At 71.7% G+C, this 25,984-nt stretch carries 26 protein-coding genes; 12 read left to right on the forward strand and 14 right to left on the reverse strand.

The window, feature by feature from the left end:
• Positions 1-161: 161 nt before the first annotated feature.
• From ACZ51D_RS27090 to cobU, 4 genes are all read right to left on the reverse strand, one after another.
• On the reverse strand, positions 162-1,664 hold the full coding sequence (locus ACZ51D_RS27090; RefSeq protein WP_465663752.1) for a leucyl aminopeptidase: 1,503 nt from the start codon (positions 1,662-1,664) through the stop codon (positions 162-164).
• A gap of 257 nt (positions 1,665-1,921) precedes the next feature.
• Positions 1,922-2,713 (reverse strand): adenosylcobinamide-GDP ribazoletransferase, encoded by a 792-nt coding sequence (locus ACZ51D_RS27095; RefSeq protein WP_465621540.1) that lies wholly within the window; start codon positions 2,711-2,713, stop codon positions 1,922-1,924.
• A gap of 148 nt (positions 2,714-2,861) precedes the next feature.
• Positions 2,862-3,977 (reverse strand): nicotinate-nucleotide--dimethylbenzimidazole phosphoribosyltransferase, encoded by a 1,116-nt coding sequence (locus ACZ51D_RS27100; RefSeq protein ID WP_360492509.1) that lies wholly within the window; start codon positions 3,975-3,977, stop codon positions 2,862-2,864.
• 28 nt (positions 3,978-4,005) lie between these two features.
• The gene (gene cobU / locus ACZ51D_RS27105) at positions 4,006-4,590 is read right to left on the reverse strand and encodes a bifunctional adenosylcobinamide kinase/adenosylcobinamide-phosphate guanylyltransferase (protein WP_465621538.1); all 585 of its coding nucleotides are present in this window, start codon (positions 4,588-4,590) and stop codon (positions 4,006-4,008) included.
• Between the two features lie 97 nt (positions 4,591-4,687).
• Here cobU and ACZ51D_RS27110 point away from each other — a divergent pair, with 97 nt between their 5' ends.
• Positions 4,688-4,888 carry a hypothetical protein gene (locus tag ACZ51D_RS27110; protein WP_360262116.1) on the forward strand — a complete coding sequence of 67 codons (201 nt, stop codon included), beginning with the start codon at positions 4,688-4,690 and terminating at the stop codon, positions 4,886-4,888.
• A gap of 29 nt (positions 4,889-4,917) precedes the next feature.
• Here ACZ51D_RS27110 and ACZ51D_RS27115 read toward each other — a convergent pair whose 3' ends face one another.
• Positions 4,918-5,658, reverse strand: coding sequence for a methyltransferase domain-containing protein (locus ACZ51D_RS27115; RefSeq protein WP_465621659.1), 741 nt, complete (start codon positions 5,656-5,658; stop codon positions 4,918-4,920).
• A gap of 158 nt (positions 5,659-5,816) precedes the next feature.
• Positions 5,817-6,416, reverse strand: a complete 600-nt coding sequence (locus ACZ51D_RS27120; protein ID WP_360492506.1) for a DUF3043 domain-containing protein — start codon at positions 6,414-6,416, stop codon at positions 5,817-5,819.
• 302 nt (positions 6,417-6,718) lie between these two features.
• Between ACZ51D_RS27120 and ACZ51D_RS27125 the strand changes: the two genes are divergently transcribed.
• Both ACZ51D_RS27125 and pspAA read left to right on the forward strand, forming a co-directional pair.
• Positions 6,719-7,522, forward strand: a complete 804-nt coding sequence (locus ACZ51D_RS27125) for a PspA/IM30 family protein (RefSeq protein ID WP_360492503.1) — start codon at positions 6,719-6,721, stop codon at positions 7,520-7,522.
• A 37-nt stretch (positions 7,523-7,559) separates the two neighbouring features.
• Positions 7,560-7,853 (forward strand): PspA-associated protein PspAA, encoded by a 294-nt coding sequence (gene pspAA / locus ACZ51D_RS27130; protein WP_360492500.1) that lies wholly within the window; start codon positions 7,560-7,562, stop codon positions 7,851-7,853.
• Between the two features lie 140 nt (positions 7,854-7,993).
• Here pspAA and nadA read toward each other — a convergent pair whose 3' ends face one another.
• Positions 7,994-9,178 (reverse strand): quinolinate synthase NadA, encoded by a 1,185-nt coding sequence (gene nadA, locus ACZ51D_RS27135; RefSeq protein ID WP_360492497.1) that lies wholly within the window; start codon positions 9,176-9,178, stop codon positions 7,994-7,996.
• 220 nt (positions 9,179-9,398) lie between these two features.
• Between nadA and ACZ51D_RS27140 the strand changes: the two genes are divergently transcribed.
• From ACZ51D_RS27140 to ACZ51D_RS27150, 3 genes are all read left to right on the forward strand, one after another.
• Entirely contained in the window at positions 9,399-10,322 is a 924-nt protein-coding gene (locus tag ACZ51D_RS27140; RefSeq protein WP_465663753.1) for an NADP-dependent oxidoreductase, read from the forward strand.
• A 181-nt stretch (positions 10,323-10,503) separates the two neighbouring features.
• Positions 10,504-10,968 (forward strand): Lrp/AsnC family transcriptional regulator, encoded by a 465-nt coding sequence (locus ACZ51D_RS27145; protein ID WP_360492491.1) that lies wholly within the window; start codon positions 10,504-10,506, stop codon positions 10,966-10,968.
• Positions 10,969-11,163: 195 nt separating this feature from the next.
• Entirely contained in the window at positions 11,164-12,546 is a 1,383-nt protein-coding gene (locus ACZ51D_RS27150) for a pyridoxal phosphate-dependent decarboxylase family protein (RefSeq protein WP_465663754.1), read from the forward strand.
• Between the two features lie 72 nt (positions 12,547-12,618).
• Here the strand turns inward: ACZ51D_RS27150 and ACZ51D_RS27155 are convergent, their stop codons facing one another.
• Positions 12,619-13,479: a GNAT family N-acetyltransferase gene (locus ACZ51D_RS27155; protein WP_465663755.1), complete on the reverse strand. Its 861-nt coding sequence runs from the start codon at positions 13,477-13,479 to the stop codon at positions 12,619-12,621.
• 248 nt (positions 13,480-13,727) lie between these two features.
• Here ACZ51D_RS27155 and erpA point away from each other — a divergent pair, with 248 nt between their 5' ends.
• Entirely contained in the window at positions 13,728-14,081 is a 354-nt protein-coding gene (gene erpA, locus ACZ51D_RS27160; RefSeq protein WP_189915188.1) for an iron-sulfur cluster insertion protein ErpA, read from the forward strand.
• 84 nt (positions 14,082-14,165) lie between these two features.
• Here the strand turns inward: erpA and ACZ51D_RS27165 are convergent, their stop codons facing one another.
• Positions 14,166-14,855 carry a hypothetical protein gene (locus ACZ51D_RS27165; protein ID WP_360492482.1) on the reverse strand — a complete coding sequence of 230 codons (690 nt, stop codon included), beginning with the start codon at positions 14,853-14,855 and terminating at the stop codon, positions 14,166-14,168.
• Between the two features lie 167 nt (positions 14,856-15,022).
• Positions 15,023-15,229, reverse strand: a complete 207-nt coding sequence (locus ACZ51D_RS27170) for a hypothetical protein (RefSeq protein ID WP_360492479.1) — start codon at positions 15,227-15,229, stop codon at positions 15,023-15,025.
• 279 nt (positions 15,230-15,508) lie between these two features.
• Here ACZ51D_RS27170 and ACZ51D_RS27175 point away from each other — a divergent pair, with 279 nt between their 5' ends.
• Positions 15,509-16,486, forward strand: coding sequence for a carbohydrate kinase family protein (locus ACZ51D_RS27175; protein ID WP_360492477.1), 978 nt, complete (start codon positions 15,509-15,511; stop codon positions 16,484-16,486).
• Here ACZ51D_RS27175 and ACZ51D_RS27180 read toward each other — a convergent pair.
• Positions 16,479-17,876 (reverse strand): aminotransferase class V-fold PLP-dependent enzyme, encoded by a 1,398-nt coding sequence (locus tag ACZ51D_RS27180; RefSeq protein WP_465621527.1) that lies wholly within the window; start codon positions 17,874-17,876, stop codon positions 16,479-16,481. The genes ACZ51D_RS27175 and ACZ51D_RS27180 overlap by 8 nt on opposite strands.
• Before the next feature lie 368 nt (positions 17,877-18,244).
• Here ACZ51D_RS27180 and ctaC point away from each other — a divergent pair, with 368 nt between their 5' ends.
• From ctaC to ACZ51D_RS27200, 4 genes are all read left to right on the forward strand, one after another.
• Complete coding sequence (gene ctaC / locus ACZ51D_RS27185) at positions 18,245-19,099, forward strand: aa3-type cytochrome oxidase subunit II (protein WP_465621525.1); 855 nt, start codon at positions 18,245-18,247, stop codon at positions 19,097-19,099.
• Entirely contained in the window at positions 19,096-20,871 is a 1,776-nt protein-coding gene (gene ctaD, locus ACZ51D_RS27190; RefSeq protein WP_396287785.1) for an aa3-type cytochrome oxidase subunit I, read from the forward strand. Before ctaC ends, ctaD begins: the two co-directional genes overlap by 4 nt.
• The gene (locus ACZ51D_RS27195; RefSeq protein ID WP_360492469.1) at positions 20,871-21,287 is read left to right on the forward strand and encodes a cytochrome c oxidase subunit 4; all 417 of its coding nucleotides are present in this window, start codon (positions 20,871-20,873) and stop codon (positions 21,285-21,287) included. Before ctaD ends, ACZ51D_RS27195 begins: the two co-directional genes overlap by 1 nt.
• A 169-nt stretch (positions 21,288-21,456) precedes the next feature.
• Entirely contained in the window at positions 21,457-22,713 is a 1,257-nt protein-coding gene (locus tag ACZ51D_RS27200) for a L,D-transpeptidase (RefSeq protein WP_465621522.1), read from the forward strand.
• Positions 22,714-22,783: 70 nt separating this feature from the next.
• On the opposite strand, the gene ACZ51D_RS27205 is transcribed toward ACZ51D_RS27200, so the two are convergent.
• The 3 genes from ACZ51D_RS27205 to qcrA form a co-directional block, all read right to left on the reverse strand.
• Positions 22,784-23,155 carry a GntR family transcriptional regulator gene (locus ACZ51D_RS27205; protein ID WP_465621520.1) on the reverse strand — a complete coding sequence of 124 codons (372 nt, stop codon included), beginning with the start codon at positions 23,153-23,155 and terminating at the stop codon, positions 22,784-22,786.
• Positions 23,156-23,268: 113 nt separating this feature from the next.
• A complete protein-coding gene (qcrB, locus tag ACZ51D_RS27210) occupies positions 23,269-24,927 on the reverse strand; it encodes a cytochrome bc1 complex cytochrome b subunit (RefSeq protein WP_360492462.1) in 1,659 nt (552 codons plus the stop codon).
• Positions 24,924-25,976, reverse strand: coding sequence for a cytochrome bc1 complex Rieske iron-sulfur subunit (qcrA, locus tag ACZ51D_RS27215; protein ID WP_465621516.1), 1,053 nt, complete (start codon positions 25,974-25,976; stop codon positions 24,924-24,926). Before qcrA ends, qcrB begins: the two co-directional genes overlap by 4 nt.
• Between the last annotated feature and the right edge of the window lie 8 nt (positions 25,977-25,984).

Here is a 25,984-nt window from a genome sequence, read left to right on the forward strand (position 1 = left end):
CGCCCTGTCCCGCCCGGTCTCTTCCGCAGTGTGGAACAAAGTTTCGCCCGCAGCGAACAGGGGTGCGCCCCGGTGTCCCGGCCTACTCGCAGGTAACCCGGTCGGAACGCCGACGGGGCCCGGCGCATCCGCGCCGGGCCCCGTCGCAGCGGGCTGCCTGATCAGGCCTTGCCGTTCGCCGTCCGCTCGGCGAAGCGGACCAGGGTGCGCACCGCGCTCGCGGTGCCGCCCTTCGGGGTGTAGCCGAACGGAGCGCCCTCGTGGAACGCCGGCCCGGCGATGTCCAGGTGCGCCCAGTCGATGCCCTCGGCCACGAACTCCTTCAGGAACAGGGCGGCCACCAGGCCGCCGCCCATCCGCTCGCCCATGTTGGCCAGGTCGGCGATGGTCGACTCGGTCATGCCCTTGCGCAGGTCGGCGGGCAGCGGCATCGGCCAGGACTGCTCGCCCACCTCGCCCGCGAGGGCGTGCAGGTCGTCGCGCAGCTCGTCGCTGTTGGACATCACGGCGAAGGTGCGGTTGCCCAGGGCCAGCACCATGGCGCCGGTCAGGGTGGCCACGTCGACGATGACGTCCGGGTTCTCCTCGCCGGCCCGCACGATGACGTCGGCCAGCACCAGACGGCCCTCGGCGTCGGTGTTCAGCACCTCGACGGTCTTGCCGCCGTACATCCGCAGCACGTCGCCCGGGCGGGTGGCGGAGCCGGACGGCATGTTCTCGGCCAGCGCCAGCCAGCCGGTCACGTTGACGGCCAGGCCCAGCCGCTTGGCGGTCACCACGGCGGCGAGCACGGCGGCGGCGCCGGCCATGTCGCACTTCATGGTCTCGTTGTGGCCGGCCGGCTTGAGCGAGATGCCGCCCGAGTCGTAGGTGATGCCCTTGCCGATGAACGCCAGGGTGGCCTTGGCCTTCGGGTGGGTGTAGGCCACCTTCACCAGGCGGGGCGGGTTCGTCGAGCCGTTGCCGACACCCAGCAGGCCGCCGTAGCCGCCCTTGGTCAGCGCCTTCTCGTCCAGCACCTCGACCTTGAGGCCGTGCTCCTTGGCGGCCGCCTGCGTGATCGCGGCGAAGCTCTTCGGGGTCAGGTCGTTCGGCGCGGTGTTGACCAGGTCGCGGGCGCGGTTCATCTCCTCGCCGAGCGCGGCGGCCCGCTCCACGGCGGCCTTGGCGTCCTTGCTGCCCTTGCGGGCGGCCAGCACGACCAGCTCGCCGACCGGCTCCTTGCCGTTGCCGTTGCCCTTGTACGTGCCGAAGGCGTACGAGCCGAGCAGACCGCCCAGCGCGACCGCCTCGACCTCCGCCGCGGACTCGGCCGGCAGGGCCAGCGCGGCCTTCTTGGCACCGGCCAGCGTACGGGCGGCGACACCGGCGGCGCGGCGCAGCGCCTCCAGCCCGTAGCCCTCCTCGCCGGCCTCGCCGAGGCCGACCGCGAGCACGAGCGCGGCCTTCAGGCCGGCGGGGGAGGGAACCTTCACGGCCTCGCCCTCGGCGCCGGTCGCGCCCAGGGTGCTGAGGACCTCGGCCAGCTTGCCCTCGAACGCCTCGTTCACGGCCTCGGCGCCGGGCGCCAGCACGATGCCCTTCGGGCCCTTGGCGACACCGACCACCAGGGCGTCCGCGCGCAGCGAGGCGGCGGAGGAGGTGCTCACAGACAATGCAGTCACGTAATGCGTCCTGTTCTTTCGCGGTCCACGGCCGGTCGCGGCGCGGCTGCCGCACCGGCGCAGCCCGCCGTCGAAGGCCGTCCGCCGGCGGGCCTCCGGGTCCGGGGCCCCTGGCTGTGCGCGGCCGCCGGAGCGGCCGCGCACACCAGAGGCCCCGGCTCCACGGTGCGCGCCGGGCGGGCAGGACCTGCCACGGTGCAGGGCTGCGGTGCTTCACGCATGGTAGTCCGCATGGTGGGATCACGCGCCGCCCGGTGTCAGCCGAGCAACGCCAGGGCGAACAGCGTCCCCGTCGCGGCGGTCTCCGCCATCGCCCCGAGCACGTCCCCGGTGATTCCGCCGAACCGGCGCACACACCGCCCCAGCAGCAGTCGGGCGCAGCCGGCCCCGCACACAAGGGCCAGTGGGAGGCGGAGGGCTGACCATCCGTCGAACAGTCCGAGCGCGGCCAGGACGAGCGCCGCACCGGCCGTCCCGGCGACCGCCCCGGCGGGCGTCACCGTGCTCGCCACCATCGCGCCGAGCCCGCCCGGCCGGGCGGCCGGCACCGACCGCAGACAGCCCCAGGCGAGCGCGCACCGGGCGGCCGTCGCCGAGGCGAGCACCGCGAGCGCGCCGCGCAGCGGCGAGTACCCCAACTGTCCGGCCAGCGCGGCGATCTGGGCCAGCAGCACCAGGACCAGGGTCAGCACACCGAACGGGCCGATGTCGGACTGCTTCATGATCCGCAGCGCGTCCTCGGCCGGTTTGCCGCTGCCCAGCCCGTCGGCGACGTCCGCGAGGCCGTCCAGGTGAAGTCCCCGGGTCAGCCCGGCGAGCACCCCCACCGCCGTCACCGCCCCGAGCAGCCCGCCCGCCCGCCAGGCCACCAGCGCCCCGGCCCCGGCCGCCGCCGCCCCCAGCACCAGGCCCACCACCGGCGCCGCCACCATCGCCCGCGCCCCCGCCGCCCGGTCCCACCGCTCCACCCGCACCCGCAGCACGGACAACGTCCCGAACCCGAACCGCAGCCCGTCCCCCCAGGTGGCCCGACCACCGTGGTCCGTCATCGCCTCACTCCTCACCGCACCCCACACGTCACCGCACCCCACACAGCAGAATCCCCGCGCCCCACCAGGGACGCGGGGAACCGCGCGAGCAGGAAGGCCACGGGCCGCCACCCGAGCTGCGACGCTCAGGTACGGGCGACCCCGCCGCCTACAGCTTCCGCAGCAGATCCGCCGCCGACGGCAGCTTCGGCTGCTCCTTCGGCGCCGCCGGCACGTACGGCTTCGGCGCCTCGTCCGCGAGCGCGTCCCCCGCCGCCTGCAGCAGCGGCAGCGCCAGCAGCGCTCCGACGCCCTCGCCCATGGTGATGCCCTGGTCCTGCAGCGGCGTCAGGGTGAGCCGGTCGTACGCCTTCGCCTGCGCCGGTTCGCCGCTGGACTGCCCGGCCCGCCACCACTCCGGCGCCCGGAAGGCGATCCGCTGCGCGACCAGCGCGCAGGCCGCCGCGACCACGCCGTCCAGCACCACCGGCAGCCGCCGGACGGCCGCCTGCAGCAGGAAGCCGGTGATCGCCGCGAAGTCGGCCCCGCCGGTGGCGCGGAGCAGTGCGAGCTGGTCGCCGAGCACCGGCCGGGCCCGTCGCAGCGAGTCCCGGATGGTGGCGCACTTGACCATCCACACCCGGTCGTCGATCCCCGAGCCGCGCCCGGTGACCGCCGCCGCGTCCGTTCCGCACAGCGCGCCGACCAGGACGCCGGCCACCGTGGTGGAGCCGACCCCGAGGTCGCCGAGCAGGACCAGGTCGGTGCCGGCGTCGGCCTCCTCGTCGGCGACGGCCATGCCGGCCCGAAAGGCCCGGGCGGTCTCCTCCGGGGTGAGGGCGTCCTCGACGTCGATCCGTCCGGAGCCGCGCCGGATCCGGTGGGCGACCACCTCGTCCGGGAAGTCGGCCGGGTCGGTGTCCACCGCGACGTCGACGACCCGCACCTCGGCGCCGTAGCGCGCGGCCAGCTTGGCCACCGGCGCGGTGCCGTCCAGGACGGCCCGCACCCGGGCCGCCGTGCCGCCTTCGGCGGGCATCCGGGAGACGCCGAGCGCCGCCACGCCGTGGTCGGCGGCGAACAGCAGCACCTTGGGCGCCGATACCGGCCGCACAGGGGAGCGCCCCTGTACGGAGGCCAGCCAGCTGCCCAGCTCCTCGAGCCTGCCGAGCCCGCCGCGCGGTCGGTCGGCTGCCTGCCAGCGCTCCTCGGTGGCCCGCCGGGCGCTCTCGTCGGGGCGCTCGACGAGGGAGGAGAACGTATCGAGATCCACGGTCGTGTCCATCGTCCGGAAGGCTACACGCCGAAGATGTTCAGTCCGCGGCTGGCTTGACGTCCGGCTTGATGGTCAGCACTTGCCCGGCCACGACCAGCAGGACCCGCTCCGAGGCGTCCGCCACGGCCATGTTGAGCCGGCCCAGGGTGTCGCGGAAGCGCCGCCCGGCGGCGGTGGCCGGGACGACGCCCATGCCGACCTCGTTGCTCACCGCGACGACCGTCCGCCCGGTGGCCGCCCAGGCCTTCGCCAGCGCCTCGCAGCGCCGCTGCACCGCGCTCTCGCCCCGGTCCGCCCAGGCCTCGTCGTCCCAGGCGTCGCACTCGTCCATCACGGCGGTCAGCCACAGCGCCAGGCAGTCGATCAGCACCGGCGCCGGGTCGGCGGCGTCGGCCAGCACGGCCTCCAGGTCGCAGGTCTCGGCGGTGCGCCAGCTCGCCGGCCGGCGGTCCCGGTGCAGGGCGACCCGCTGGGCCCACTCGGCGTCGCCGTCCCGGGTGCCGCCGGTGGCCACGTACAGGACGTCCGGGCGGTCGGCGAGCAGCTGCTCGGCGCGGGTGGACTTGCCGGAGCGGGCGCCGCCGAGCAGCAGGGTGCGGGGGAGCGGGGGGTGGGTCGCCATGCCGCCCATCCTGCCGGACGAGGCATACGGAAGATCGGGCCGGGCAAGCTAAGGTGCGCAGCGACACAGGCAGTGTCGTCAGTGGGAGGAGCCGGGCATGGCGTGGACGTGGCGGTACGAGAAGGCGGACGGCAGCGCGGTGACGCCCGGCGGCAGCCAGGAGGAGTTCGCCGGCCAGGGGGACGCCGAGACCTGGATCGGGGAGTCCTGGAAGCAGCTCGCGGAGGACGGCGTCGACACCGCGGTGCTCCTGGAGGACGACCGGGTCGTCTACGCGATGAGCCTGCACGAGGAGTGAGCCCCGGTCGGGGAGGGCCCGCGAGGGCCCTACTTCGCCCCGATGACGTGCAGTAGCGCGGCGACCTGCCGGTACGGGTCGGTGCGGCCGGCCCGGTCCTCGGCTTCCAGCAGCTGGGCCAGCTGGCGCCCGTCCACCGGCGGGGCCGCGTCGTCGGGGGCGTTGTCGGTGAAGACCCGCACGCCGTACCAGTGCCGGACCGGCACCGACACCTCGGAGAGGGTGACGGAGAGGTCGGCGAGCCGGTCGGCGCGGGCGGCCAGCCCGAGCCGGTTGTAGTACCGGTCGCTTTCGAAGGCGTGCAGTGCGGCCCGCCAGTCCCCGGCGGCGGCGGGCCGCAGGGCGAGCGCGTCGCGGTTGCGGACCAACAGCGAGAGCAGTCCGCCGGGCGCCAGCAGCCGGGCCAGCGAGGCGATCATCGGGTCCGGGTCGGGCAGGTACATCAGGACGCCGTGGCAGAGCACCACGTCGAAGCTGCGCGGGCCGAACCAGCGCCCGCACTGGTGGCCGTCGCCGCTGAGCAGCTGCAGCCGGCCGCGGACCTCCGGCGGCTCCTCGGCGAGCGCCCCCTGGGCGACGCCGAGCGCGACCGGGTCGGAGTCGATCCCGGTGACGTAATGGCCGACCCGGGCCAGCCGCAGGGCCTGGGTGCCCTGGCCGCACCCGATGTCCAGGACCCGCTGCGCGGTGCGGCCGGTCAGCTGCTCGGCGAGCTGGCGGGAGACGAGTTCCTGGCGGACGAAGTTGCGCAGTCCGCCGAGCCGGTCCAGCCAGGCGGCGGTGCCGCCGGCGAAGGACCCGCTGCGCGAGGGCAGTCGGCGCTCCTGGGCCAGCCGGTCGTGGCCGCCGTGGCCCTGCCCCGGAAGCGCGTACAGGCCGGGCCCCTCCCAGGAAGGCGGGGCCCAGCCGGAGTCGACCGGTTCGGCGGTCAGGGCTTCTCCCCGCGCCGCACCTGCGGCTTGGGCAGTCGCAGGCGGCGCATCTGCAGGGTGCGCATGATGCCGTAGGCGATCGCGCCGCGGGTGTTCTCGTTCGGGAAGCGCGCGGCGAGCTGCTTGCGCAGACCGAGGCCGAGGCGGACGAAGTCCAGGATCACGAAGACGAAGAACAGCAGGAACAGCAGCGTCGAGAGGATCTGGATCTGGCTCACCTTGATGATGCTGAGCACCAGGATGACCACGGCGGCCGGCAGGAAGAACTCGGCGAGCGACCAGCGGGCGTCCACGTAGTCGCGGGCGAACTTGCGCACCGGGCCCTTGTCACGGGCCGGCAGGTGCCGTTCGTCGCCGTTCACCAGGGCCTGGCGCTGCTTCTCGCGCTCGCCCCGCATCCGGTCCCGCGACTGGCGCGCGGCCTCCTTGCGGTCCTTGGGCACCGTCACCCGGGTGCGACGGTGGGCCTCGGCCTCGTTGCGCTTGGGGGTGGGGCGGCCCTTCTTGGCCTCCGGGTGGCGGGCCTGGGTCGTCTCGTCCTGCTTCTCCAGCACGGTGGCGGAGGCGGCGGCATCATCTGAACGGCGTCGGAACACACCACCAGCGTACGGGGTGCGGAGCCGCTTCCACGGGCGCCCTCGGACCCAAACGCATATCGATACCGCGAGACGGCCGCCCGAACCGGGTTTCCCGGGGGACTTCCCGTAGGGGATCAGTCGGATGGAGGATGGGAGGGATGAGGGGCGGATCCACCCGGGGGAGGAGGAAACACCCCTGGTCGCTGTAGCAGTCTTGTTGCAGGCAGGTGCGCTGCGGCGAAGGGCTCGCTGCACATACACTCGTCGTGTCTGGTAACGAGATAGAGACCGCAGGCCGGAGAAGGGGGCACCCGAGGCCCATGAGCGACGGAATCATGAAGCGTATGGGGTTGATCTTCCGCTCCAAGGCGAACAAGGCCTTGGACCGGGCGGAGGATCCCCGTGAGACGCTCGACTACTCCTACCAGAAGCAGCTCGAACTGCTGCAGAAGGTACGGCGTGGTGTCGCGGACGTCGCGACCTCGCGCAAGCGCCTCGAACTTCAGCTGACCCAGCTCCAGCAGCAGTCGGCCAAGTACGAGGACCAGGGTCGCAAGGCACTGTCCCTCGGCCGCGAGGACCTCGCCCGCGAGGCGCTGACCCGCAAGGCCAACATGCAGTCCCAGATCACCGATCTGGAGACGCAGTACCAGCAGCTGCAGGGCGAGGAGGAGAAGCTCACCCTCGCCTCCCAGCGGCTGCAGGCCAAGGTGGACGCCTTCCGCACCAAGAAGGAGACCATCAAGGCGACCTACACCGCCGCCCAGGCGCAGACCCGCATCGCCGAGTCCTTCTCCGGCATCTCGGAGGAGATGGGCGACGTCGGCCTGGCCATCCAGCGAGCCGAGGACAAGACCGCCCAGATGCAGGCCCGGGCCGGTGCCATCGACGAGCTGCTCGCCTCCGGCGCGCTCGACGACGCCAGCGGTCTCGGCCGCAAGGACGACATCGAGGCCGAGCTGGAGCGCGTGGCCGGCGGGTCCGACGTCGAGCTGGAGCTCGCCCGGATGAAGGCCGAGCTGTCCGGCGGTCCCACCTCGGGCCCGGCCGCGATCGAGCAGGGCAAGCCGGAGGCCCAGCCGCAGCAGCAGCAGGACACCCCGCGCATCAACTACAACAAGTGATCTGAGCTCGACCCCACGAACCAGGGAGACGCACGGCATGATCATGAGGGTCATGGGTGAAGGGCAGTTCGAGGTGGGCGAGAGCCACCTGAACATGCTCAACGAGCTCGACGCCGAGCTCGTCACCGCACTGGAGTCGGGGGACGAGGAGCTCTTCCGCCTGGCCTACGGCAAGCTGCTGGACGCGGTGAAGCAGTACGGCACCCCGGTGCCGCTGGATTCGCTGGAACCGTCTGAGCTGATCCTGCCGAGTGCCGACGCGACCATCGACGAGGTCCGTGACCTGCTGATGGCCGACGGCGAGGGCGTGATACCGGGCTTCCCCGAGTAGCTGCGGCTGCTGCCAGACGAAAGGGCGGGCCCCCTCCACGTGGAGGGGGCCCGCCCTCAGTCTGTTACTCGCCCTCAGTCTGTTACTCGCCCGCTCGCTGTTACTCGCCCGCTCGCCTCCGGGGCGCTCGGGGCGAGTGCCTACGGCAGGGCCAGCATCCGGTCCAGTGCCGCCTTGGCGTACTTCTCGGTCTCCGGGTCGACAGTGATCACGTTCGGCACCCGGCCCTCGACCAGCGACTCCAGCGCCCAGACCAGGTGCGGCAGGTCGATCCGGTTCATGGTGGAGCAGAAGCAGACCGCGCGGTCCAGGAAGACGATCTCCTTGTCCGGGTGCGCCTTGGCCAGGCGGCGGACCAGGTTGAGCTCGGTGCCGATGGCCCACTTGGAGCCGGGCTCGGCGGCGTCCAGCGCCTTGATGATGTACTCGGTCGAGCCCACCATGTCGGCGGCCGCGACGACCTCGTGCTTGCACTCGGGGTGCACCAGGACGGTCACGCCGGGGATCCGCGCGCGGACGTCGTTCACCGAGTCCAGGCTGAACCGGCCGTGCACCGAGCAGTGGCCGCGCCAGAGGATCATCTTCGCGTCCCGCAGCTGCTCGGCGGTCAGCCCGCCGTTCGGCCTGTGCGGGTTGTAGACGACGCAGTCGTCCAGCGAGAAGCCCATGTCGCGCACCGCGGTGTTGCGGCCGAGGTGCTGGTCGGGCAGGAAGAGGACCTTCTCGCCCTGCTCGAATGCCCACTCCAGCGCGCGCTTGGCGTTGGAGGAGGTGCAGATGGTGCCGCCGTGCCGGCCGGTGAAGGCCTTGATGTCGGCGGAGGAGTTCATGTACGAGACCGGGACGGTCACGTCGGCTATGCCGGCGTCGGTCAGCGCGTCCCAGCACTCGGCGACCTGCTCGGCGGTGGCCATGTCGGCCATCGAGCAGCCGGCCGCGAGGTCCGGCAGGACGACCTGCTGGGCCTCGGTGGTGAGGATGTCCGCGGACTCGGCCATGAAGTGCACGCCGCAGAAGACGATGAACTCGGCCTCGGGGCGGGCCGCCGCGTCACGGGCGAGCTTGAAGGAGTCGCCGGTGACGTCGGCGAACTCGATCACCTCGTCGCGCTGGTAGTGGTGGCCGAGGATGAAGACGCGGTCGCCGAGTGCGGCCTTCGCCGCCCGGGCGCGCTCGACGAGGTTCGGGTCGGAGGCCGGGGGGAGGTCACCGGGGCAGTCGACGCCGCGCTCGCTGTTCGGGTCGGCCTCGCGGCCGAGCAGCAGCAGAGCGAGCGGCGTCGGAGTGGGGTCGACGCCGGAGGTCTCGGTGATGGTGGTGGTCACGGGCGGGTGCCCTTCTGTGCGGCCGATCGAGCGGTGAAGCCTTTTCGTCTAACTGACGCTATCTATGATAACCGGTTAGCGTCAGAGTGACGATGGCCATCCTGTCGATGTGACGAGAACCGCTCGACGAATCGGACCCCCGGCGGGGTCGGATGCCCGGTTTGGGGGAGTCCGGGCGTGGCCGAATCGATATTTCCAAGCTTCCGGGTATGGCTGAGCCATGAAAGCAATCGCGATCAACCGCTACGGCGGCCCCGAGGTGGTCGAGTACACCGATCTGCCCGATCCCAAGGTCGGCCCGGACTCGGTCCTGGTGGAGGTCCGGGCGGCCGGGGTGAACCCGGTGGACTGGAAGGTCCGGGACGGCGCCCTGGACGGCGTGCTCGACGCGCACTTCCCGATGATCATGGGCTGGGACGCGGCCGGCGTGGTCCGCGCGGTCGGCGGCGGCGTCACCGAGTTCGCCCCGGGCGACGAGGTGTACGGCTACGTCCGCAAGGACGCCGTCGAGCACGGCACCTACGCCGAGCTGGTCTCCGCCCCGGTCCGCACCCTCGCCCGCAAGCCGGCCGCGCTGGACTGGGTGCAGGCCGGCGGCCTGCCGCTGGCCGGGCTCACCGCGCTGCAGGGCCTCAGGGCGCTGCGGCTCGCCGAGGGGGAGACCGTCCTGGTGCACGCCGCGGCGGGCGGGGTCGGCCACCTGGCGGTGCAGCTCGCCCGGGCCTTCGGCGCCCGGGTGATCGGCACCGCGGCCGAGCACAACCACGATTACCTGCGCGGCCTCGGCGCCGAGCCGGTCAGCTACGGCGAGGGCCTGGCCGACCGGGTCCGCGCGCTGGCCCCCGACGGCGTGGACGCGGCCCTCGACCTGGTCGGCCGCGGCGCCGTCCAGGTCTCGGCGGGCCTGGTGGCCGACCCGGGCCGGATCGCCTCGATCACCGACTACGGGGTCAAGGCGCTCGGCGGCCGGTACGTCTGGGTCCGCCCGGACGCCGACGGCCTCGCCGAGCTGGCCGCGCTCGCCGACGACGGCCGGCTGACCGTGACCGTGGCCTCCACCTTTCCGCTGGCCCAGGCCGCCTCCGCCCAGGCGCTCAGCGCCGAGGGCCGTACCCGGGGAAAGATCGTCCTCCTGGTGGCGTGACGGCCTCCAGCCCGTCATCCGTCGGCGGTGACCTCGTTCAGGTCATCCGCCAGAATGGGTGGCGAACCGTTTCGGCAGTGACAGCCGCAGTGGCAGCCGCCGTGGCCGCCGCAGTGACAGTGGCAGCCCGCCGCCGCGACGCGCCGCCGAACCCTCGCACGACCCGTGGAGCCCCGCACCGATGAGCAGCAGCCGAGCGCACGAGGTGGTCGGGACCGACCTGGACGAGACCGACCGGCTCCTGCTCGCCCGGCTCGGCCGCGACGGCCGCGCCTCGTACGCCGAGATCGGCCTGCAGGTGAACCTCTCCGCCACCGCCGTGCGCCGCCGGATCGACCGGCTGCGGGCGCGCGGCGTGGTGCGGGGCTTCACCGTGGTGCTCGACCCCGCCGTCCTCGGCTGGCAGACCGAGGCCTTCGTCGAGGTCTACTGCCGCGAGCGCACCGCCCCCGAGGAGATCCTCGCCAGCCTGCGCCAGTTCCCCGAGGTCATCGCGGCCTGGACGGTCACCGGCGACCCGGACGCCCTGGTCCACCTCAGGGCGGCCGACATGCGCCATCTGGAGGCCGTCATCGAGCGGATCCGGCGCGAGCCCGGAGTCCAGCGCAGCCGCTCCTCGGTGGTCCTCTCCCAGCTGATCGGCTGACGCCCGGGCGGTACGCAGGAATCCTGCGCGGACCCGCCCGAAGACGCTCGAAACCTGCCTGACCAGCCGCGTTCCGACGCGCGGCGAAGCACTCCGGCTGCCTACGCTGATCACGTCCGGTCGTCGCGGTGAAGCCCCCCGCCGACCGGGCCGGATCCACACCCCCCGACACCCCACAGCCGAGAGGGACCCGCCGTGTCCGCAGCCTCCGACCGCATGCACCGGCCCGACAACGAACTGGTCGACCTGGTTTTCGACTACATGCGGGAGCGGCTGCAGTACGACCCCGTCCCGCTCGACCACCCCGGTGACGGCGAGCACCTGCGTACCCAGCTGGCCGGCCTGCTGAACCAGGACGGCAACAACCCGGCCGACGTGCTCAAGCTCTACGACCACGAGCTGTCCCGCGCGGTCATCTCCGCCGACAGCCCGCGCTACCTGTCCTTCATCCCGTGCGCCCCGACCAAGGCCGCGCTGCTGTTCGACATGGTGGTCTCCTGCGCTTCGCTGCAGGGCATCTCCTGGCTGGAGGCGGCCGGCGCGATCGCCGCCGAGAACCAGGTGCTGCGCCTGATCGCCGACCGCGCGGGCATGCCCCAGTCGGCCGGCGGCACCTTCGTCTCCGGCGGCTCGGCGGGCAACCTCTCCGCCCTCGTGGTCGCCCGCGACACCGCCCGCCGCCGCCTCGCCGAGCAGGGTCGTCCCAGCGGTCCGGAGGTGCGGCTGCGGATAGCCGTCGCCGACCAGGTGCACTCCTCGGTCAAGAACACCTTCAACATCATCGGCGTCGAGGCCTTCATGGTCCCGACCGTGAACCGGCAGTTCACCGGCGAGGCCCTGCGCGCCGCGCTGGCCGCCGACCCGAACCCGGAGACGGTGATCGCCGTCGTCGGCACCGGCGGCACCACCAACGAGGGCATCATCGACGACCTCGCGGGCCTGGCCGAGGTCGCCCGCGAGCGCGACCTGTGGTTCCACGTGGACGGCGCCTACGGCGGCGCGGGCCTCTTCGCGCCCTCGGTGCGCGAGCGCTACAACGGCATCGAGCACGCCGACTCCTTCGTGGTCGACCCGCACAAGTGGCTGTTCGCCCCCTTCGACTGCGCCGCGCTGATCTACCGCAACCCGCAGCTCGCCCGCGCCGTGCACACCCAGGACGCCTCGTACCTGGACGTCCTGCACACCGAGGGCGACGAGTGGAACCCCACCGACTACGCCTACCACCTGACCCGGCGCGCCCGCGGCCTGCCGCTCTGGTTCTCGCTGGCCGTGCACGGCGTCCAGGCCTACACCGACGCCATCGAGACCGGCCTCACGCTGGCCCGGGAGACCGCGCAGCTGATCCGCGAGACCGACCACCTGGAGCTGCTGTTCGACCCGCAGCTCTCGGCGGTCTGCTTCAAGCGCACGGGCTGGACCAACGACGACTACTACCGCTGGTCGCAGCAGCTGCTCGCGGACCAGATCGGCTTCGTCACCCCCACCGGCTGGGACGGCGAGACGGTCGCCCGCTTCGCCTTCCTGCACCCGGGCACCACCATTGAGATGGTCAGGGAGATCCTGGACACCATGGTCTGACCGGGGCCCCGAGGCTCCCGCGCACGGCCCCACCGGGCTCCCGGTGGGGCCTTCGCGCGTTCCCGACCGCCGCTACAGGAACGCCCCGCTCGGTAGGTACGGCATCGGCGGCCGCATCCCGCGCGCCCCGACGAACCCGGCCGCCCGCGGGGTCAGCCCGACCTCCAGCCCGACGTCCAGCGCCCACTCCTGCTCCGCGGTCAGGAACTCCACCCTCGCCTCGACCCCGTCCGGCACCCGGGCCAGCGCCTCGCGCAGCAGCCGGGCGGCGATCCGCTTGCTGGTGGCCGCCAGCAGCCGCACCGCGCCGCCGTCCCGGTAGCAGTAGCCGCTGCCGGCCAGCGCGTCGGCGATCAGCAGCTCCTCGAAGTGCCCCAGCATCAGCTCGTGGTCGGGCCCGTGTGCGGACCCGCGCAGCCGCCGGTCCACCGAGTCCAGCAGGTGCAGGTGGGTGGCGTTGCCGCGGTGCACCGGAATGTCCCCGGGGTCGATCAGCCCGTTCCGGTCCACCCGCCCGGCCAGCCGCATCGCCGGGTGCAGGGTGAACCCGGCCAGCCGGTAGCGGCGCGCCGCGGCGGGGGAGTCCGAGGCGCAGACCATCCCTCGCAGGCAGCCCCGCGCGTGCGTCGCCGCCCGCTCGAGCAGCAGCCGCCCGACGCCCTTGCCCTGCGCGGACGGCCGGACCGCGTACAGGGACGGCGTCCACAGGCCCTCCCGGCGCATCGACAGCACCGCCCCGACCGGCTCCCCGCCGATCGACGCCAGCCAGCAGCCCCCGGGGTCGGTGCGCGCCAGGTGCCTGGTCCTGGCCAGCTGCAGGGGCGTCGGCCCCGGCGCCGGTCCGGCCTCGGCGGGGTCGGCGAACGCGGCGGCGGACAGCTCCTGGACGGCCTCCGCGTCCGCGGCGGTGTCCCTGACCGGGCGAAGGATCATGGGCACCATCCTGGCGTCCGACGGGCCGCCGCGGGGCCGGTTCAGCCGGATCCGGGGCTCGGGCGGTGACCGGTCCGGCCAGGGTTGTGCGAGCATGGGGAGCGTAGGGGACACGGGTGGTACACCCGGCCCACGGAAAATCCGCCGCGAAACAGGCCGAAGAAATCCATCGCCGCCCGGGAAATGAATCCGGACGGACGGTGGTTGGCACTGGCGGCAGAACCGTCGTCAAGACCGGGAGAAAGCAGATGACCGTCCAGGACGAGACCACCGTCGAGAGTGGCATCCTCCTTACCGATGCCGCCGCGGCCAAGGTCAAGGCCCTGCTGGAGCAGGAAGGCCGCGAGGACCTCGCGCTGCGCGTCGCCGTCCAGCCCGGTGGCTGCTCCGGCCTGCGTTACCAGCTGTTCTTCGACGAGCGCTCGCTCGACGGCGACGTGCTCAAGGATTTCGACGGTGTCAAGGTCGTCACCGACCGGATGAGCGCCCCGTACCTGGGCGGCGCCACCGTCGACTTCGTCGACACCATCGAGAAGCAGGGCTTCACGATCGACAACCCGAACGCCACGGGCTCCTGCGCCTGCGGCGACTCGTTCAGCTAAGTCGGCTGCGAAAAGGCGGCCCCGGGTGCTCCCGGGGCCGCCTCTTCGTTTTCCTGGCGCCGTAGGGCTCGTACGGCAGGGCTCCTACTGGCCGGCGACGTCCGGGGTCACCGGGTCCGGCCCGGAGTGCGGCTCGGCGTCCAGCGGCAGCTCCTGGCCGCTGGTCTTGTCGACCACCGTCCGCCCGGTCAGCGGCGAGCGCAGATCGGCCGACACCGACTGCCGCTTGGCCAGCGCGTTGCAGACCTGCCCGGGGCCCACCGTGGGCGGCCCCGACACCACGGTGACGTCCACCCGGCCCGGCTGCGACTCGTCCGCCTTCAGCGCGTACTTGGTGCAGACCCCGCCGAAGAAGTAGACGGTCAGCTTGGTGGTGCCGTCCACCCGGTAGGCCACCGGCGGGCGCGCGGGCGCGGCCGAGCCGTTCGGGTTCGGCTCGCCCGGCGCGATCCCGTTGACCGGCGGAGTGCCCGGCGTCGCCTGCCCGGGAGCGGGCGAGCCCAGGGTGGGGGAGAAACCGGTCGGCGGCGTCTGCGGCGGCGTCCCGGCGCCCGCGGGGCTCCCCGTCGGGGCCGCGGACGGGTCGCCGGAGGGCGTCGGGGCCTGCGGGGAGGCACTCGCCGAGGCGGAGCCGGTGGCCGCGCCGCTCGTCGCCGAGTCCGAGGCGGACTTGCCGTCCCCGTTGCACCCGGCCACCGTCACCACCGCCGCCAGCGCCAGACCCGCCAGGGCCATCGCCCGCCGACCGCGCCGGGGCATCGTCTCCAGATCCATCTGCACATCCTCCCGAGAGCTCAGCGGTGCCGCCTCCTCGGCCGCTCCGCGCGGATGTGACGTGCCCCGGACGGATCCGGTTCCGCTCCGATCCGGCCAGATTTCGATCCGGTCCCGCTGTGGTCCGGTCCCGCTGTGGTCCGGCCGGGTCTCGATCCGGCTCCGGCTCAGAAGCCGTACTCGGCCATCCCGGCGACCACCCGCTGCGCCCCGGACGGGACCCGGAAGCCGACGGACGCGGGGGCGGTGGGCTCCGGGCCGGCCGCCAGCAGCGGCCAGAACCGGCGCAGCCGCCGGGAGGAGTCCAGCAGGGCGTCGAGGGTCTCGCCGTCCTCGGCCCGCAGGCCAGGCAACGGGGAGTGTTCGGTCTTCATCGGGCATCGCTCCGATCCAGAGCCGTGGCCGCGCTGCCACGGTCGACGTCGGGGCCCACCCGCGCGGCGGGCCTCCTGGGGCCGACCCTAGGCCGGGCCTCGTCCCGCCCACCAGTGCTACCCGGAGGTAGTACACGTTCGACGGCGACGGGTGCCACCATGGCCGTACGGGCGGCAACTTTCGGCACTCTTGCGGGGGCACCTCCCGGGGCCCGGTACCGTGAGTGGGTTCATCCGCGCCTGCCCGCTGGCCCCACAGCCACCCTGAGGAGACCTTCCGTGCGTATCGCCGTCGCCGGCTCGATCGCCACCGACCATCTGATGACGTTTCCCGGTCGGTTCGCCGACCAGCTCGTCGCCGAGCAGTTGCACACCGTGTCGCTGTCCTTCCTGGTCGACACCCTGGACATCCGCCGGGGCGGGGTCGCCCCGAACATCGCCTTCGGCATGGGTGTGCTGGGGCTGCGCCCGATCCTGGTCGGCGCCGCCGGCGCGGACTTCGCCGAGTACCGCAGCTGGCTGGAGCGCAACAACGTGGACTGCGACTCCGTCCACATCTCCGAGACCCGGCACACGGCCCGCTTCATGTGCACCACGGACCAGGACCACAACCAGATCGCCTCGTTCTACACCGGCGCCATGGCCGAGGCCCGCAGTATCGAGCTGAAGCCGATCGCCGACCGCGTCGGCGGCCTGGACCTCGTCCTGATCGGCGCCGACGACCCGCAGGGCATGGTCCGCCACACCCAGGAGTGCCGCACCCGCGGCTACGCCTTCGCCGCCGACCCCTCCCAGCAGCTGGCCCGCCTGGAGGGCGACGACATCCGCGACATCGTGGACGGCGCCGCGTACCTCTTCACCAACGAGTACGAGGCCGCGCTGATCGAGACCAAGACCGGCTGGAACGCCGAGGAGCTGCTCACCCGCGTCGGCACCCGGATCACCACCCTCGGCAGCAAGGGCGTCCGGATCGAGCGCAAGGGCGAGGCGCCGATCCTGGTCGGCTGCGCCAAGGAGGAGGCCAAGCTCGACCCGACCGGCGTCGGCGACGCCTTCCGGGCCGGCTTCCTCGCCGGTCTGTCCTGGGACCTCGACCTGGAGCGCTCCGCCCAGCTCGGCTGCATGCTCGCCACCCTGGTCATCGAGACCGTCGGCACCCAGGAGTACGAGCTGCGCCCGGCCGGCTTCCTGAAGCGCTTCGAGGACACCTACGGCGCCGAGGCGGCCGCCGAGATCCGCGCGCACCTGGTCAAGTAGTGCGCCGCACGACGAGGTAGGCCGAGCCCCGGTCGCCGCCGTACTCGGCGGCCGGGGCCTCGCCCGCGTACTCCTGCCCGCGCATCTCGCACCAGGCCGGGATGTCCAGCCGGGCCGCCTCGTCGTCCGCCAGCACGGCGACCGTGCCGCCCGGCGGCACCTCGCCGATCCGCTTCGCCAGCTCGATCACCGGCAGCGGGCACCGCTTGCCCAGCGCGTCGATCACCAGCAGCGTGCCCGCCGGGGCGGCCTCGGGCGCCGGCAGGTCCAGCCCGAGCGGTGCCCGGACCCCGGCCACCAGCTCCGGCAGCACCGCGAGGAAGCGCTCCACGTCCGCCTCGGCCGTCCCGTACGGCAGCGAGATCCGGACGTTTCCCTCGGTGAGCACCCCCATGGCCGCCAGCACATGGCTGGGCGTCAGTGTGGAGGAGGTGCAGGAGGAGCCGGAGGAGACCGCGAAGCCCGCCCGGTCCAGCTCGGTCAGCAGCACCTCGCCGTCCACGTACAGGCAGGAGAAGGTGACGATGTGCGGCAGCCGCCGCACCGGGTCGCCGACCACCTCGACCTCGGGCACCAGCCGCGGCACCCGGGCCCGGATCCGCTCCACCAGGGCGTGCAGCCGGGCGTTCTCCTGCTCGGCCTCGGCCCGTACGGCGCGCAGCGAGGCGGCCGCGGCCACGATCGCCGGGACGTTGACGTAGCCGGGCACCCGGCCGCCCTCGCGCTCGTCGGCCGGCAGCGGCGAGGCGTACCGGACGCCCTTGCGCACCGCCAGCACCCCGACCCCGGGCGGGCCGCCCCACTTGTGCGCGCTCGCGGTCAGCAGCGACCAGCCCGCCGGGACGTCCACCCGCCCGGCGCTCTGCGCCGCGTCGACCAGCAGCGGGACGCCGGCCGCGGCGCACGATTCGGCGACCTCGCCGACCGGCTGGACCGTCCCCACCTCGTGGTTGGCGCTCTGCAACGCGGCCAGCGCGGTGTCCGGGCGCAGCAGCGCGCCGAAGGCCGCCGGGTCGACCCGTCCGCCCCGGTCCACCGGGACGACCGTGACCTCGCCCCCGCCCGCCTCGTGGCGCTCGGCGACGTGCAGCACGCTGGAGTGCTCCACCGCGGAGTGCACCAGGTGGCCGCCGCGCCGCCGGTTCCCGGCCAGGGCGCCGAGCAGGCCGAGTTGGACGGCCTGCGTCCCGCTCGCGGTGAAGGCGATCTCGTCGGCCCGCGCGCCCAGCACCGCGGCGACCGTCTCGCGGGCGGCGTCCAGCAGCATCCGGGCCTGCCGGCCGGAGCGGTACAGCCGGGCCGGATCGGCCCAGCCCTCGTCGAGGGCGGCGGTCAGCGCCTGTCGCGCGACGGGGTGCAGAGGGGCCGTCGAGGCCGCGTCGAAGTACACGGTCACATTTAACGACACACCCGGGCCCTTTCCGGTCCGATCGCACGGCTCACCCACCGTCAGTCGATCACCCCGAATGTCCGCTTCGTCCGCGTCCGACGGGTCGTCATGGACGTTGCCCGAGGTCATCCCCCGATCGGGCGTACGGAGCTCTAATGCCTACGATGACCTGCGACGCAGCCCCTTCCGGGCCTGATCGGGCGACCGGGCGGCGCGTTACCGGGGGCTGCCCGTCAGGAGCGCATAAGGCTGGAGTAGGGTTTGGCCCGCATAAGCATTCAAACCGTGCCCGTGGTCGGGTCGCCGGGGAGGCTCACAATCCTCCTCGGGGCGACGCGAAGGCGGGCGAGACTTCGGGAAGGCGCTACGTGAGTCCCAACGGCTCCGACCGCTCGCCGCGGCGCACGATGCGGCGGAAGCTGCCTCAGGCGCTGGCACTGGGCCTCGTCATCGCGACCGCCACCGGCTGCTCGGCCAACGACCTCCCCAGGCTTGGCCTCCCGAGCCCCGTCACCACGGAAGGGCCGTTGGTCCTCCGGATGTGGCAGGGGTCCTGGATCGCGGCGCTGGTGGTCGGCGTACTGATGTGGGGTCTGATCATCTGGAGCGTGATCTTCCACCGGCGCAAGCGCACCGGTGTGGAGGTCCCTCCGCAGACCCGGTACAACGTGCCCATCGAGGCGCTCTACACCGCGGTCCCCATCATCATCGTCTCGGTGCTCTTCTACTTCGTCGCCCGCGACGAGAACAAGCTGACGCACGTCTCCGAGAAGCCGCAGCACTACGTCAACGTGGTCGGCTTCCAGTGGAGCTGGGCGTTCAACTACGAGAACACCGAGACTCCCGACCCGGCCAACAAGGACGCCGCGTACGACATCGGTACGCCCAAGGATGTTCCGACGCTCTGGCTGCCGGTCAACGAGACGGTGCAGTTCCGTCTCACCTCGCGTGACGTCATCCACGACTTCTGGCCCGTCAACTTCATGATGAAGATGGACGTCGTGCCGGGCGTGGTGAACAAGTTCGAGGTCACCCCGACCGTCAAGGGCGAGTACATGGGCAAGTGTGCCGAGCTCTGCGGTACCGACCACTCGCGCATGCTGTTCAACGTCAAGGTCGTCGACCGCGCCGACTACGACAAGCACCTGGCCGAGCTTCGCGCCAAGGGCCAGAACGGCTCGGTGCCCTCCGGCCTCATCGGCATGGGAAGTGAAGAGAAGTGACCATCCTCAACGAGCCCGCCGCGGCCGGCGGGGGCGCCGGTGCCGTCACGGTCGGGGCGCAGCGGACCCGGAAGCCGGGTTCGACCATCATCAAGTGGCTGACCACCACTGACCACAAGACGATCGGCACCCTGTACCTGGGCACGTCGTTCGCCTTCTTCCTGATCGGTGGCATCCTCGCCCTGGTCATGCGCGCCGAGCTGGCTCGTCCCGGGACCCAGATCCTGTCGAACGAGCAGTTCAACCAGGCGTTCACGATGCACGGCACGATCATGCTGCTGATGTTCGCGACGCCGCTGTTCGCGGGCTTCGCGAACTGGATCATGCCGCTGCAGATCGGCGCGCCGGACGTGGCGTTCCCGCGTCTGAACATGTTCGCGTACTGGCTGTACCTCTTCGGTTCGACCATCGCGGTGTCCGGCTTCCTGACCCCGAACGGTGCCGCCAACTTCGGTTGGTTCGCCTACTCCCCGCTGTCGGACGCGGTGCACTCGCCCGGCGTCGGCGGCGACATGTGGATCATGGGTCTGGCCTTCTCCGGCTTCGGCACGATCCTCGGTGCGGTCAACTTCATCACCACGATCATCTGCATGCGCGCCCCGGGCATGACGATGTTCCGGATGTCGATCTTCGTCTGGAACGTCCTGCTGACCTCGGTGCTGGTCCTGCTGGCCTTCCCGGTCCTGGCCGCCGCGCTGTTCGCCCTGGAGGCCGACCGGAAGTTCGGTGCCCACGTCTTCGACCCCGCCAACGGCGGGGCGATGCTGTGGCAGCACCTGTTCTGGTTCTTCGGCCACCCCGAGGTGTACATCATCGCGCTGCCGTTCTTCGGCATCGTGTCCGAGATCATCCCGGTCTTCAGCCGCAAGCCGATGTTCGGCTACTCCGGTCTGATCGCGGCCACCATCGCGATCGCCGGTCTGTCCGTGACGGTGTGGGCGCACCACATGTACGTCACCGGGCAGGTCCTGCTGCCGTTCTTCTCCTTCATGACCTTCCTGATCGCGGTCCCGACCGGTGTGAAGTTCTTCAACTGGGTCGGCACCATGTGGAAGGGCTCACTGAGCTTCGAGACCCCGATGCTCTGGACGGTCGGCTTCCTGGTCACCTTCCTCTTCGGCGGTCTGACCGGTGTCCTGCTGGCCTCCCCGCCGATCGACTTCCACGTCTCGGACTCGTACTTCGTCGTCGCCCACTTCCACTACGTGGTCTTCGGCACCGTCGTGTTCGCGATGTTCGCCGGCTTCCACTTCTGGTGGCCGAAGATGACCGGCAAGATGCTGGACGAGCGGCTCGGCCGGATCACCTTCTGGACGCTGTTCATCGGCTTCCACACGACGTTCCTGGTGCAGCACTGGCTCGGCGCGGAGGGCATGCCCCGCCGCTACGCCGACTACCTGGCGTCGGACGGCTTCACCACCCTGAACACCGTCTCGACCATCGGCTCCTTCGTGCTCGGCCTGTCGATCCTGCCGTTCCTCTACAACGTCTGGAAGACCGCCAAGTACGGCGAGAAGGTCACCGTGGACGACCCGTGGGGCTTCGGCCGCTCCCTCGAGTGGGCGACCTCCTGCCCGCCGCCGCGGCACAACTTCCTCACCCTGCCCCGGATCCGCTCCGAATCCCCGGCCTTCGACCTCCACCACCCGGAGATCGCCGCGCTGGACTACCTGGAGAACCACGGTGAGCCGGCCAAGCACCTCGCCGGTGTGACCCCGGCGAAGTACGACGCCCCGAAGCTGGGCAAGGGCAAGCAGGAGGGTGACGCCTGATGAAGGAACAGGGAAAGATCTTCCTGGGCCTGTCGGTCTTCGTGCTGGCCATGGCCATCACCTACGGCCTGTGGACCAACAACTCGGGCCCGGGCCTGGAGGCCGCGGGTACCACCGCGCTCTTCCTCGCCTTCGCCCTCTGTGCCTTCATCGGGTACTACCTCGCCTTCACCGCCCGCCGGGTGGACAGCGGCGCGGGTGACAACCCCGAGGCCGAGGTCACGGACGACGCCGGTGAGGTGGGCTTCTTCGCCCCGACCAGCTGGCAGCCGCTGTCGCTGGCGCTCGGTGGCGCGCTCGCCTTCATGGGCGTGATCTTCGGCTGGTGGCTGATGTTCTGGGCCGCCCCGATCATCGCGATCGGCATCTTCGGATGGGTCTTCGAGTTCTACCGGGGCGAGAACCAGAACCAGTAGGGTTCCGCATCCGACACCAGGGCCGGTCCCCCCGCACGGGGGGACCGGCCCTGCTGCGTCTCCGGGGTGACGGTCTCACTCTCCCGGGTCAACGGAGGGTCCCTCGGATGTCGCTCTGCTGGTAGGCGTTCCTACGATCTGATCAATCGTGCGAACCCCGGAGGCGGTCATGCCCGACAGGTGCGGAATCGCAGCTATAGGCAGCATCTCGCTGACCCTCGTAGTACTGGCCCCGCTGGCCGCCTGCTCGTCCGGCGACGACGAGTCCGCCGGGCCGCACCGGATCGACGCGGCCCCGCTGGTCCACCTCTCGGCGGACGGCAAGGTCGACCCGGCCCAGCCGGTCACCGTGACGGCCGTGCAGGGCAGCCGGCTCACCGACGTCACCGTGGTGGGCCCGGACGGCCGGGTGGTCGCGGGCGAACTCGCCGCCGACCAGCGCAGCTGGCGGACCACCGGCCGGCTGAAGGCCGCCACCACGTACTCCGTCCGCATCGCCGCCGACGACGGCAAGGGCGGCCGCGGCGACACCACCGAAGACTTCAGCACCCTCGCCGCCCAGCGCCTGCTCACCGCCAAGCTCGGCCCGGACTCCTCCGGCAGCGGCGTCTACGGGGTCGGCCAGCCGCTCACCGTGCAGCTCTCCGAGGCGGTGAAGGACCCGCAGGCCCGCCGGGAGGTCGAGCAGGCCCTGACCGTCACCTCCCAGCCCGCTGTCACCGGCGCCTGGTACTGGGTGGACGACAAGAACCTGCACTTCCGCCCGGAGGAGTACTGGCCGGCCGGGACGACCGTCACGCTGGCCTTCGACGACACCGGCAGCCGGATCGCGGACGGCCTCTACGGCGGCGACCGCAGCTCGCTGAAGCTGCGGATAGGCGAGCGGGTCGAGTCGGTGGTCGACGCGGCCGCCCACGAGCTCACCCTGAAGCGTGACGGCGAGGTCGTGCGGACCATCCCGGTCACCACCGGAAAGCCCGGGTTCGACACCCGCAACGGCATCAAGGTGGTGCTCGGCCAGGAGCGGTCCGTCCGGATGAGCGGCGAGACCATCGGCATAGCCGCCGGCAGCTCGGAGTCGTACAACCTCGACGTGCAGTGGGCCACCCGGGTGACCTGGAGCGGCGAGTACGTCCACGCGGCGCCCTGGTCGGTCGGCTCGCAGGGCGTGGAGAACGTCAGCCACGGCTGTACCGGCATGAGCACCGAGAACGCCAAGTGGTTCTACGAGAACACCCGGGTGGGGGACCTGGTGACGGTGGTGAACAGCCGCGGCGCCGGGATGGAGGCGTTCGGCAACGGCTTCGGGGACTGGAACGTCACCTGGACGGACTGGGTCAAGCACAGCGCCGTCGGACAGCCCCTCAGCACCACCGCACCGGCCGGCCAGGCCCCGGCCGCGGGGATGATCCGCCCGGAGGTCTGAGGGCCCGCGAAGCCCCCGCCGGGCCCCGCTGCCAGGCCCCACTGCCGAGCCTTGCTGCCGGGTCCCGTTGCTAGGCCTCGGGGTAGGCCAGCCCCAGCGCGGTGACCACCGCGGCCAGGGCGTCCGCGTGGGAGAGCCCGAGTCGGTCCGCGCGCTCGGCGTACTCGGTGGCGGCCGCGGCGGCCAGCCGGTGCGCGGTGTCCCCGGCGGCGGCGATCAGCGTGCCGCGCCGGCCGTGGGTCTCCACGATGCCGTCCGCCTCCAGCTCCCGGTAGGCCCGGGCGACGGTGCCGGCGGCCAGCCCCAGCTCCTCGGCCAGGGCCCGTACGGTGGGCAGCTTCAGCCCGGTCGGCAGGTCCCCGGTACGGGCCCGCTCCGCGATCTGGGCGCGGATCTGCTCGTACGGGGGAGTGGCGGACGCGGAGTCGACGGACAGCTGCACGGGAAGCTCCTGAGGGCGAGGGCGGGTACGGAACCGGAGGATACGGAAAAGCCCGAGGGCCGCTGACCAGATGAACTCTGGTCAGCGGCCCTCGGGGTGACGCGGGTACGGGATCAGTGGTGGCCGTGGCCGCTGGTGATCTCGTGGTGCTCCTCGGCGGTCGGCTTGGGGATCTGGCTGCCCTCGCCGTAGAAGCCGCGGGACAGCTTGGCCCGGGTGCGGGTGACGACGCCGGCCTTGCGGGCCACGCCGTTCTCGTCCGTCTGGGCCGGCAGCTGGACCGGCTGGATCTGCTCGTGCGCGGTGAGCTTGTGCAGGTCCTTCTGCGGCAGCTGGGCGTGCACCTCGATGAACTCGCCGTGCGGCAGGCGCTTGATGACACCCGTCTCGCGGCCGTGCAGCACCTTCTCCTTGTCACGGCGCTGGAGGCCGAGGCACCAGCGCTTGGTGATGATGAAGACGATCACCGGGACCGCGAAGAAGCCGACGCGGACGAAGTAGGTGATCGCGTTGAGCGACAGGTGCAGGTGGGTGGCGAACAGGTCGTTGCCACCACCGATCAGCAGCACCAGGTACAGGCTGATCCAGGCGGCACCCAGGGCGGTGCGGACCGGGGCGTTGCGCGGACGGTCCAGGATGTGGTGCTCGCGCTTGTCACCGGTGATCCAGCCCTCGATGAACGGGTAGACCGCGATCGCGACCAGGACCAGCGGGAAGATCATCAGCGGGACGAACACACCCAGGTTCAGGGTGTGGCCCCACAGGCTGATCTCCCAGCCCGGCATGACACGGATCAGGCCCTCGGAGAAGCCCATGTACCAGTCCGGCTGGGCGTCGGTGGACACCTGGTCGGGACGGTACGGTCCGTACGCCCAGATCGGGTTGATCGAGGCGATCGCCGACATGGCGGCGATGATGCCGAACACCAGGAAGAAGAAGCCACCGGCCTTGGCCATGTAGACCGGCATCAGCGGCATGCCGACGACGTTCTTCTCGGTCTTGCCCGGGCCCGCCCACTGGGTGTGCTTGTGGTAGAAGACCAGGATCAGGTGCGCCACCAGCAGGCCGAGCATGATGCCCGGGATCAGCAGCACGTGGATCGTGAAGAACCGCGGGATGATGTCGGTGCCGGGGAACTCGCCCCCGTAAAGGAACATCTGGACGTAGGTGCCCACCAGCGGGACGGCGAGGATCGCGCCTTCCATGAAGCGGATACCGGTACCCGACAGCAGGTCGTCCGGCAGCGAGTAGCCGAAGAAGCCGTCGAACATGCCCAGGACCAGCAGCAGGAAGCCGAAGACCCAGTTGATCTCACGCGGCTTGCGGAACGCGCCGGTGAAGAACACGCGCATCATGTGCACGAGCATCGCGGCCACGAAGACCAGGGCGGCCCAGTGGTGGATCTGACGGATCAGCAGACCGCCGCGGACCTCGAAGCTGATGTTCATCGTCGAGGCGTACGCCTCGGACATCCCGATGCCCTTGAGCGGCACGTACGAGCCGTTGTAGACGACCTCGGCCATCGACGGCTTGAAGAACAGCGTCAGGTAGACACCGGTCAGGATGATGATGACGAACGTGTAGAGGCAGATCTCGCCCAGCATGAAGGACCAGTGGTCCGGGAAGATCTTCCGCAGGTTGGCCTTGGCGAGGGAGTAGATCCCCAGCCGGCCGTCCGTCCAGTCAGCCGCGGCTTCCCACTTGTTGGTGGGCTTGGCACGCGTGCTGGAAGGCTTGGCGGCACCGGTGGTGGTGCTGCTCGCGCTACTCATCGAGCACGCTCCCAGAAGCTCGGGCCGACAGGCTTCGCGAAGTCGCCGGTGGCGACCAGGTTGCCCTTGTCGTCAGTGGTGATCTTCAGCTGCGGCAGGGGGTGACCGGCCGGGCCGAAGATGACGCGCGCGCCGTCCGCCAGGTCGAAGGTCGACTGGTGGCAGGGGCAGAGCGCGTGGTGGGTCTGCTGCTCGTACAGGCTGATCGGGCAGCCGACGTGGGTGCAGATCTTGGAGTAGGCGAGGATGCCCTCGAAGCCCAGCTCCCTGGACTTGTCGTCCTTGATGTCGTCCGGCGCGATGCGCACCAGCATCAGGGCGTCCTTGGCGATCCGCTGCTGGAAGTCCTCGTCGTGCGTGGACAGGCCCTCCGGCATGGCGAAGGTCAGCGAACCGATGGCGATGTCCTCGGGCTTCATCGGCTGCAGGGTGTTCATGTTGACGAGCGGCAGCGGCTTGGCCGGGGTCGCCTCCTTCCAGCCGGTCTCCTGGAGCTTCTTCTCCGGGAGCGGGCCGAGGTCGCGGAGCAGGACCACGCCGGAGAGCGGGACCAGCGCCATCGAACCGATGAGGGTGTTGCGGATCATCTTGCGGCGGCCGAAGCCGGACTCGGCGGCACCGGTCTTGAACTGGTCGATGACGTCCGCGCGGACCTCGTCGGAGGCCTCGATCGGGTGACGCTCGGCCGGCAGCTCGACGTCCGACATCAGGGTGCGGGCCCAGTGGACCGCGCCCGCGCCGATCATGAAGAGGGCGACGCCCAGGGTCAGGCCCAGCGCGAAGTTCATCGCGCTGACCTTGCCCAGCGGGAAGATGTAGACGATCTTGTCCGGGTCGATGGCCACGTACGAGGCGATGAAGCCGACGGTGGCGAGCATCGAGATCACGAACATCAGCGACACCTGGCGCTCGGCCCGCTGCGCGGCCCGCTCGTCGATGTCGGTGCGACGGGGCTCGTGGGCCGGCAGGCCCGGGTCGGCGAAGGGGTTGCCGTGGTCGGCGACCTCGCCGGCGGAGCCGTGCGACTCCGGGAGCTTCTCTTCTGACATGTCGTGGC

This window comes from Kitasatospora sp. NPDC033851 (genome assembly GCF_055576085.1).

Coding starts and splice junctions, on each gene's coding strand:
- ACZ51D_RS27155 (WP_465663755.1), bottom strand. CDS start 13,479: ATGATCCTTCGCCCGGTCAGGGACACCGCCGCGGACGCGGAGGCCGTC.
- ACZ51D_RS27145 (WP_360492491.1), top strand. CDS start 10,504: ATGAGCAGCAGCCGAGCGCACGAGGTGGTCGGGACCGACCTGGACGAG.
- qcrA (WP_465621516.1), bottom strand. CDS start 25,976: ATGTCAGAAGAGAAGCTCCCGGAGTCGCACGGCTCCGCCGGCGAGGTC.
- qcrB (WP_360492462.1), bottom strand. CDS start 24,927: ATGAGTAGCGCGAGCAGCACCACCACCGGTGCCGCCAAGCCTTCCAGC.
- ACZ51D_RS27140 (WP_465663753.1), top strand. CDS start 9,399: ATGAAAGCAATCGCGATCAACCGCTACGGCGGCCCCGAGGTGGTCGAG.
- pspAA (WP_360492500.1), top strand. CDS start 7,560: ATGATCATGAGGGTCATGGGTGAAGGGCAGTTCGAGGTGGGCGAGAGC.
- ACZ51D_RS27170 (WP_360492479.1), bottom strand. CDS start 15,229: ATGAAGACCGAACACTCCCCGTTGCCTGGCCTGCGGGCCGAGGACGGC.
- ACZ51D_RS27200 (WP_465621522.1), top strand. CDS start 21,457: ATGCCCGACAGGTGCGGAATCGCAGCTATAGGCAGCATCTCGCTGACC.
- erpA (WP_189915188.1), top strand. CDS start 13,728: ATGACCGTCCAGGACGAGACCACCGTCGAGAGTGGCATCCTCCTTACC.
- cobU (WP_465621538.1), bottom strand. CDS start 4,590: ATGGCGACCCACCCCCCGCTCCCCCGCACCCTGCTGCTCGGCGGCGCC.
- ACZ51D_RS27110 (WP_360262116.1), top strand. CDS start 4,688: ATGGCGTGGACGTGGCGGTACGAGAAGGCGGACGGCAGCGCGGTGACG.
- ACZ51D_RS27195 (WP_360492469.1), top strand. CDS start 20,871: ATGAAGGAACAGGGAAAGATCTTCCTGGGCCTGTCGGTCTTCGTGCTG.
- ACZ51D_RS27095 (WP_465621540.1), bottom strand. CDS start 2,713: ATGACGGACCACGGTGGTCGGGCCACCTGGGGGGACGGGCTGCGGTTC.
- ACZ51D_RS27100 (WP_360492509.1), bottom strand. CDS start 3,977: ATGGACACGACCGTGGATCTCGATACGTTCTCCTCCCTCGTCGAGCGC.
- ACZ51D_RS27165 (WP_360492482.1), bottom strand. CDS start 14,855: ATGGATCTGGAGACGATGCCCCGGCGCGGTCGGCGGGCGATGGCCCTG.
- ACZ51D_RS27125 (WP_360492503.1), top strand. CDS start 6,719: ATGAGCGACGGAATCATGAAGCGTATGGGGTTGATCTTCCGCTCCAAG.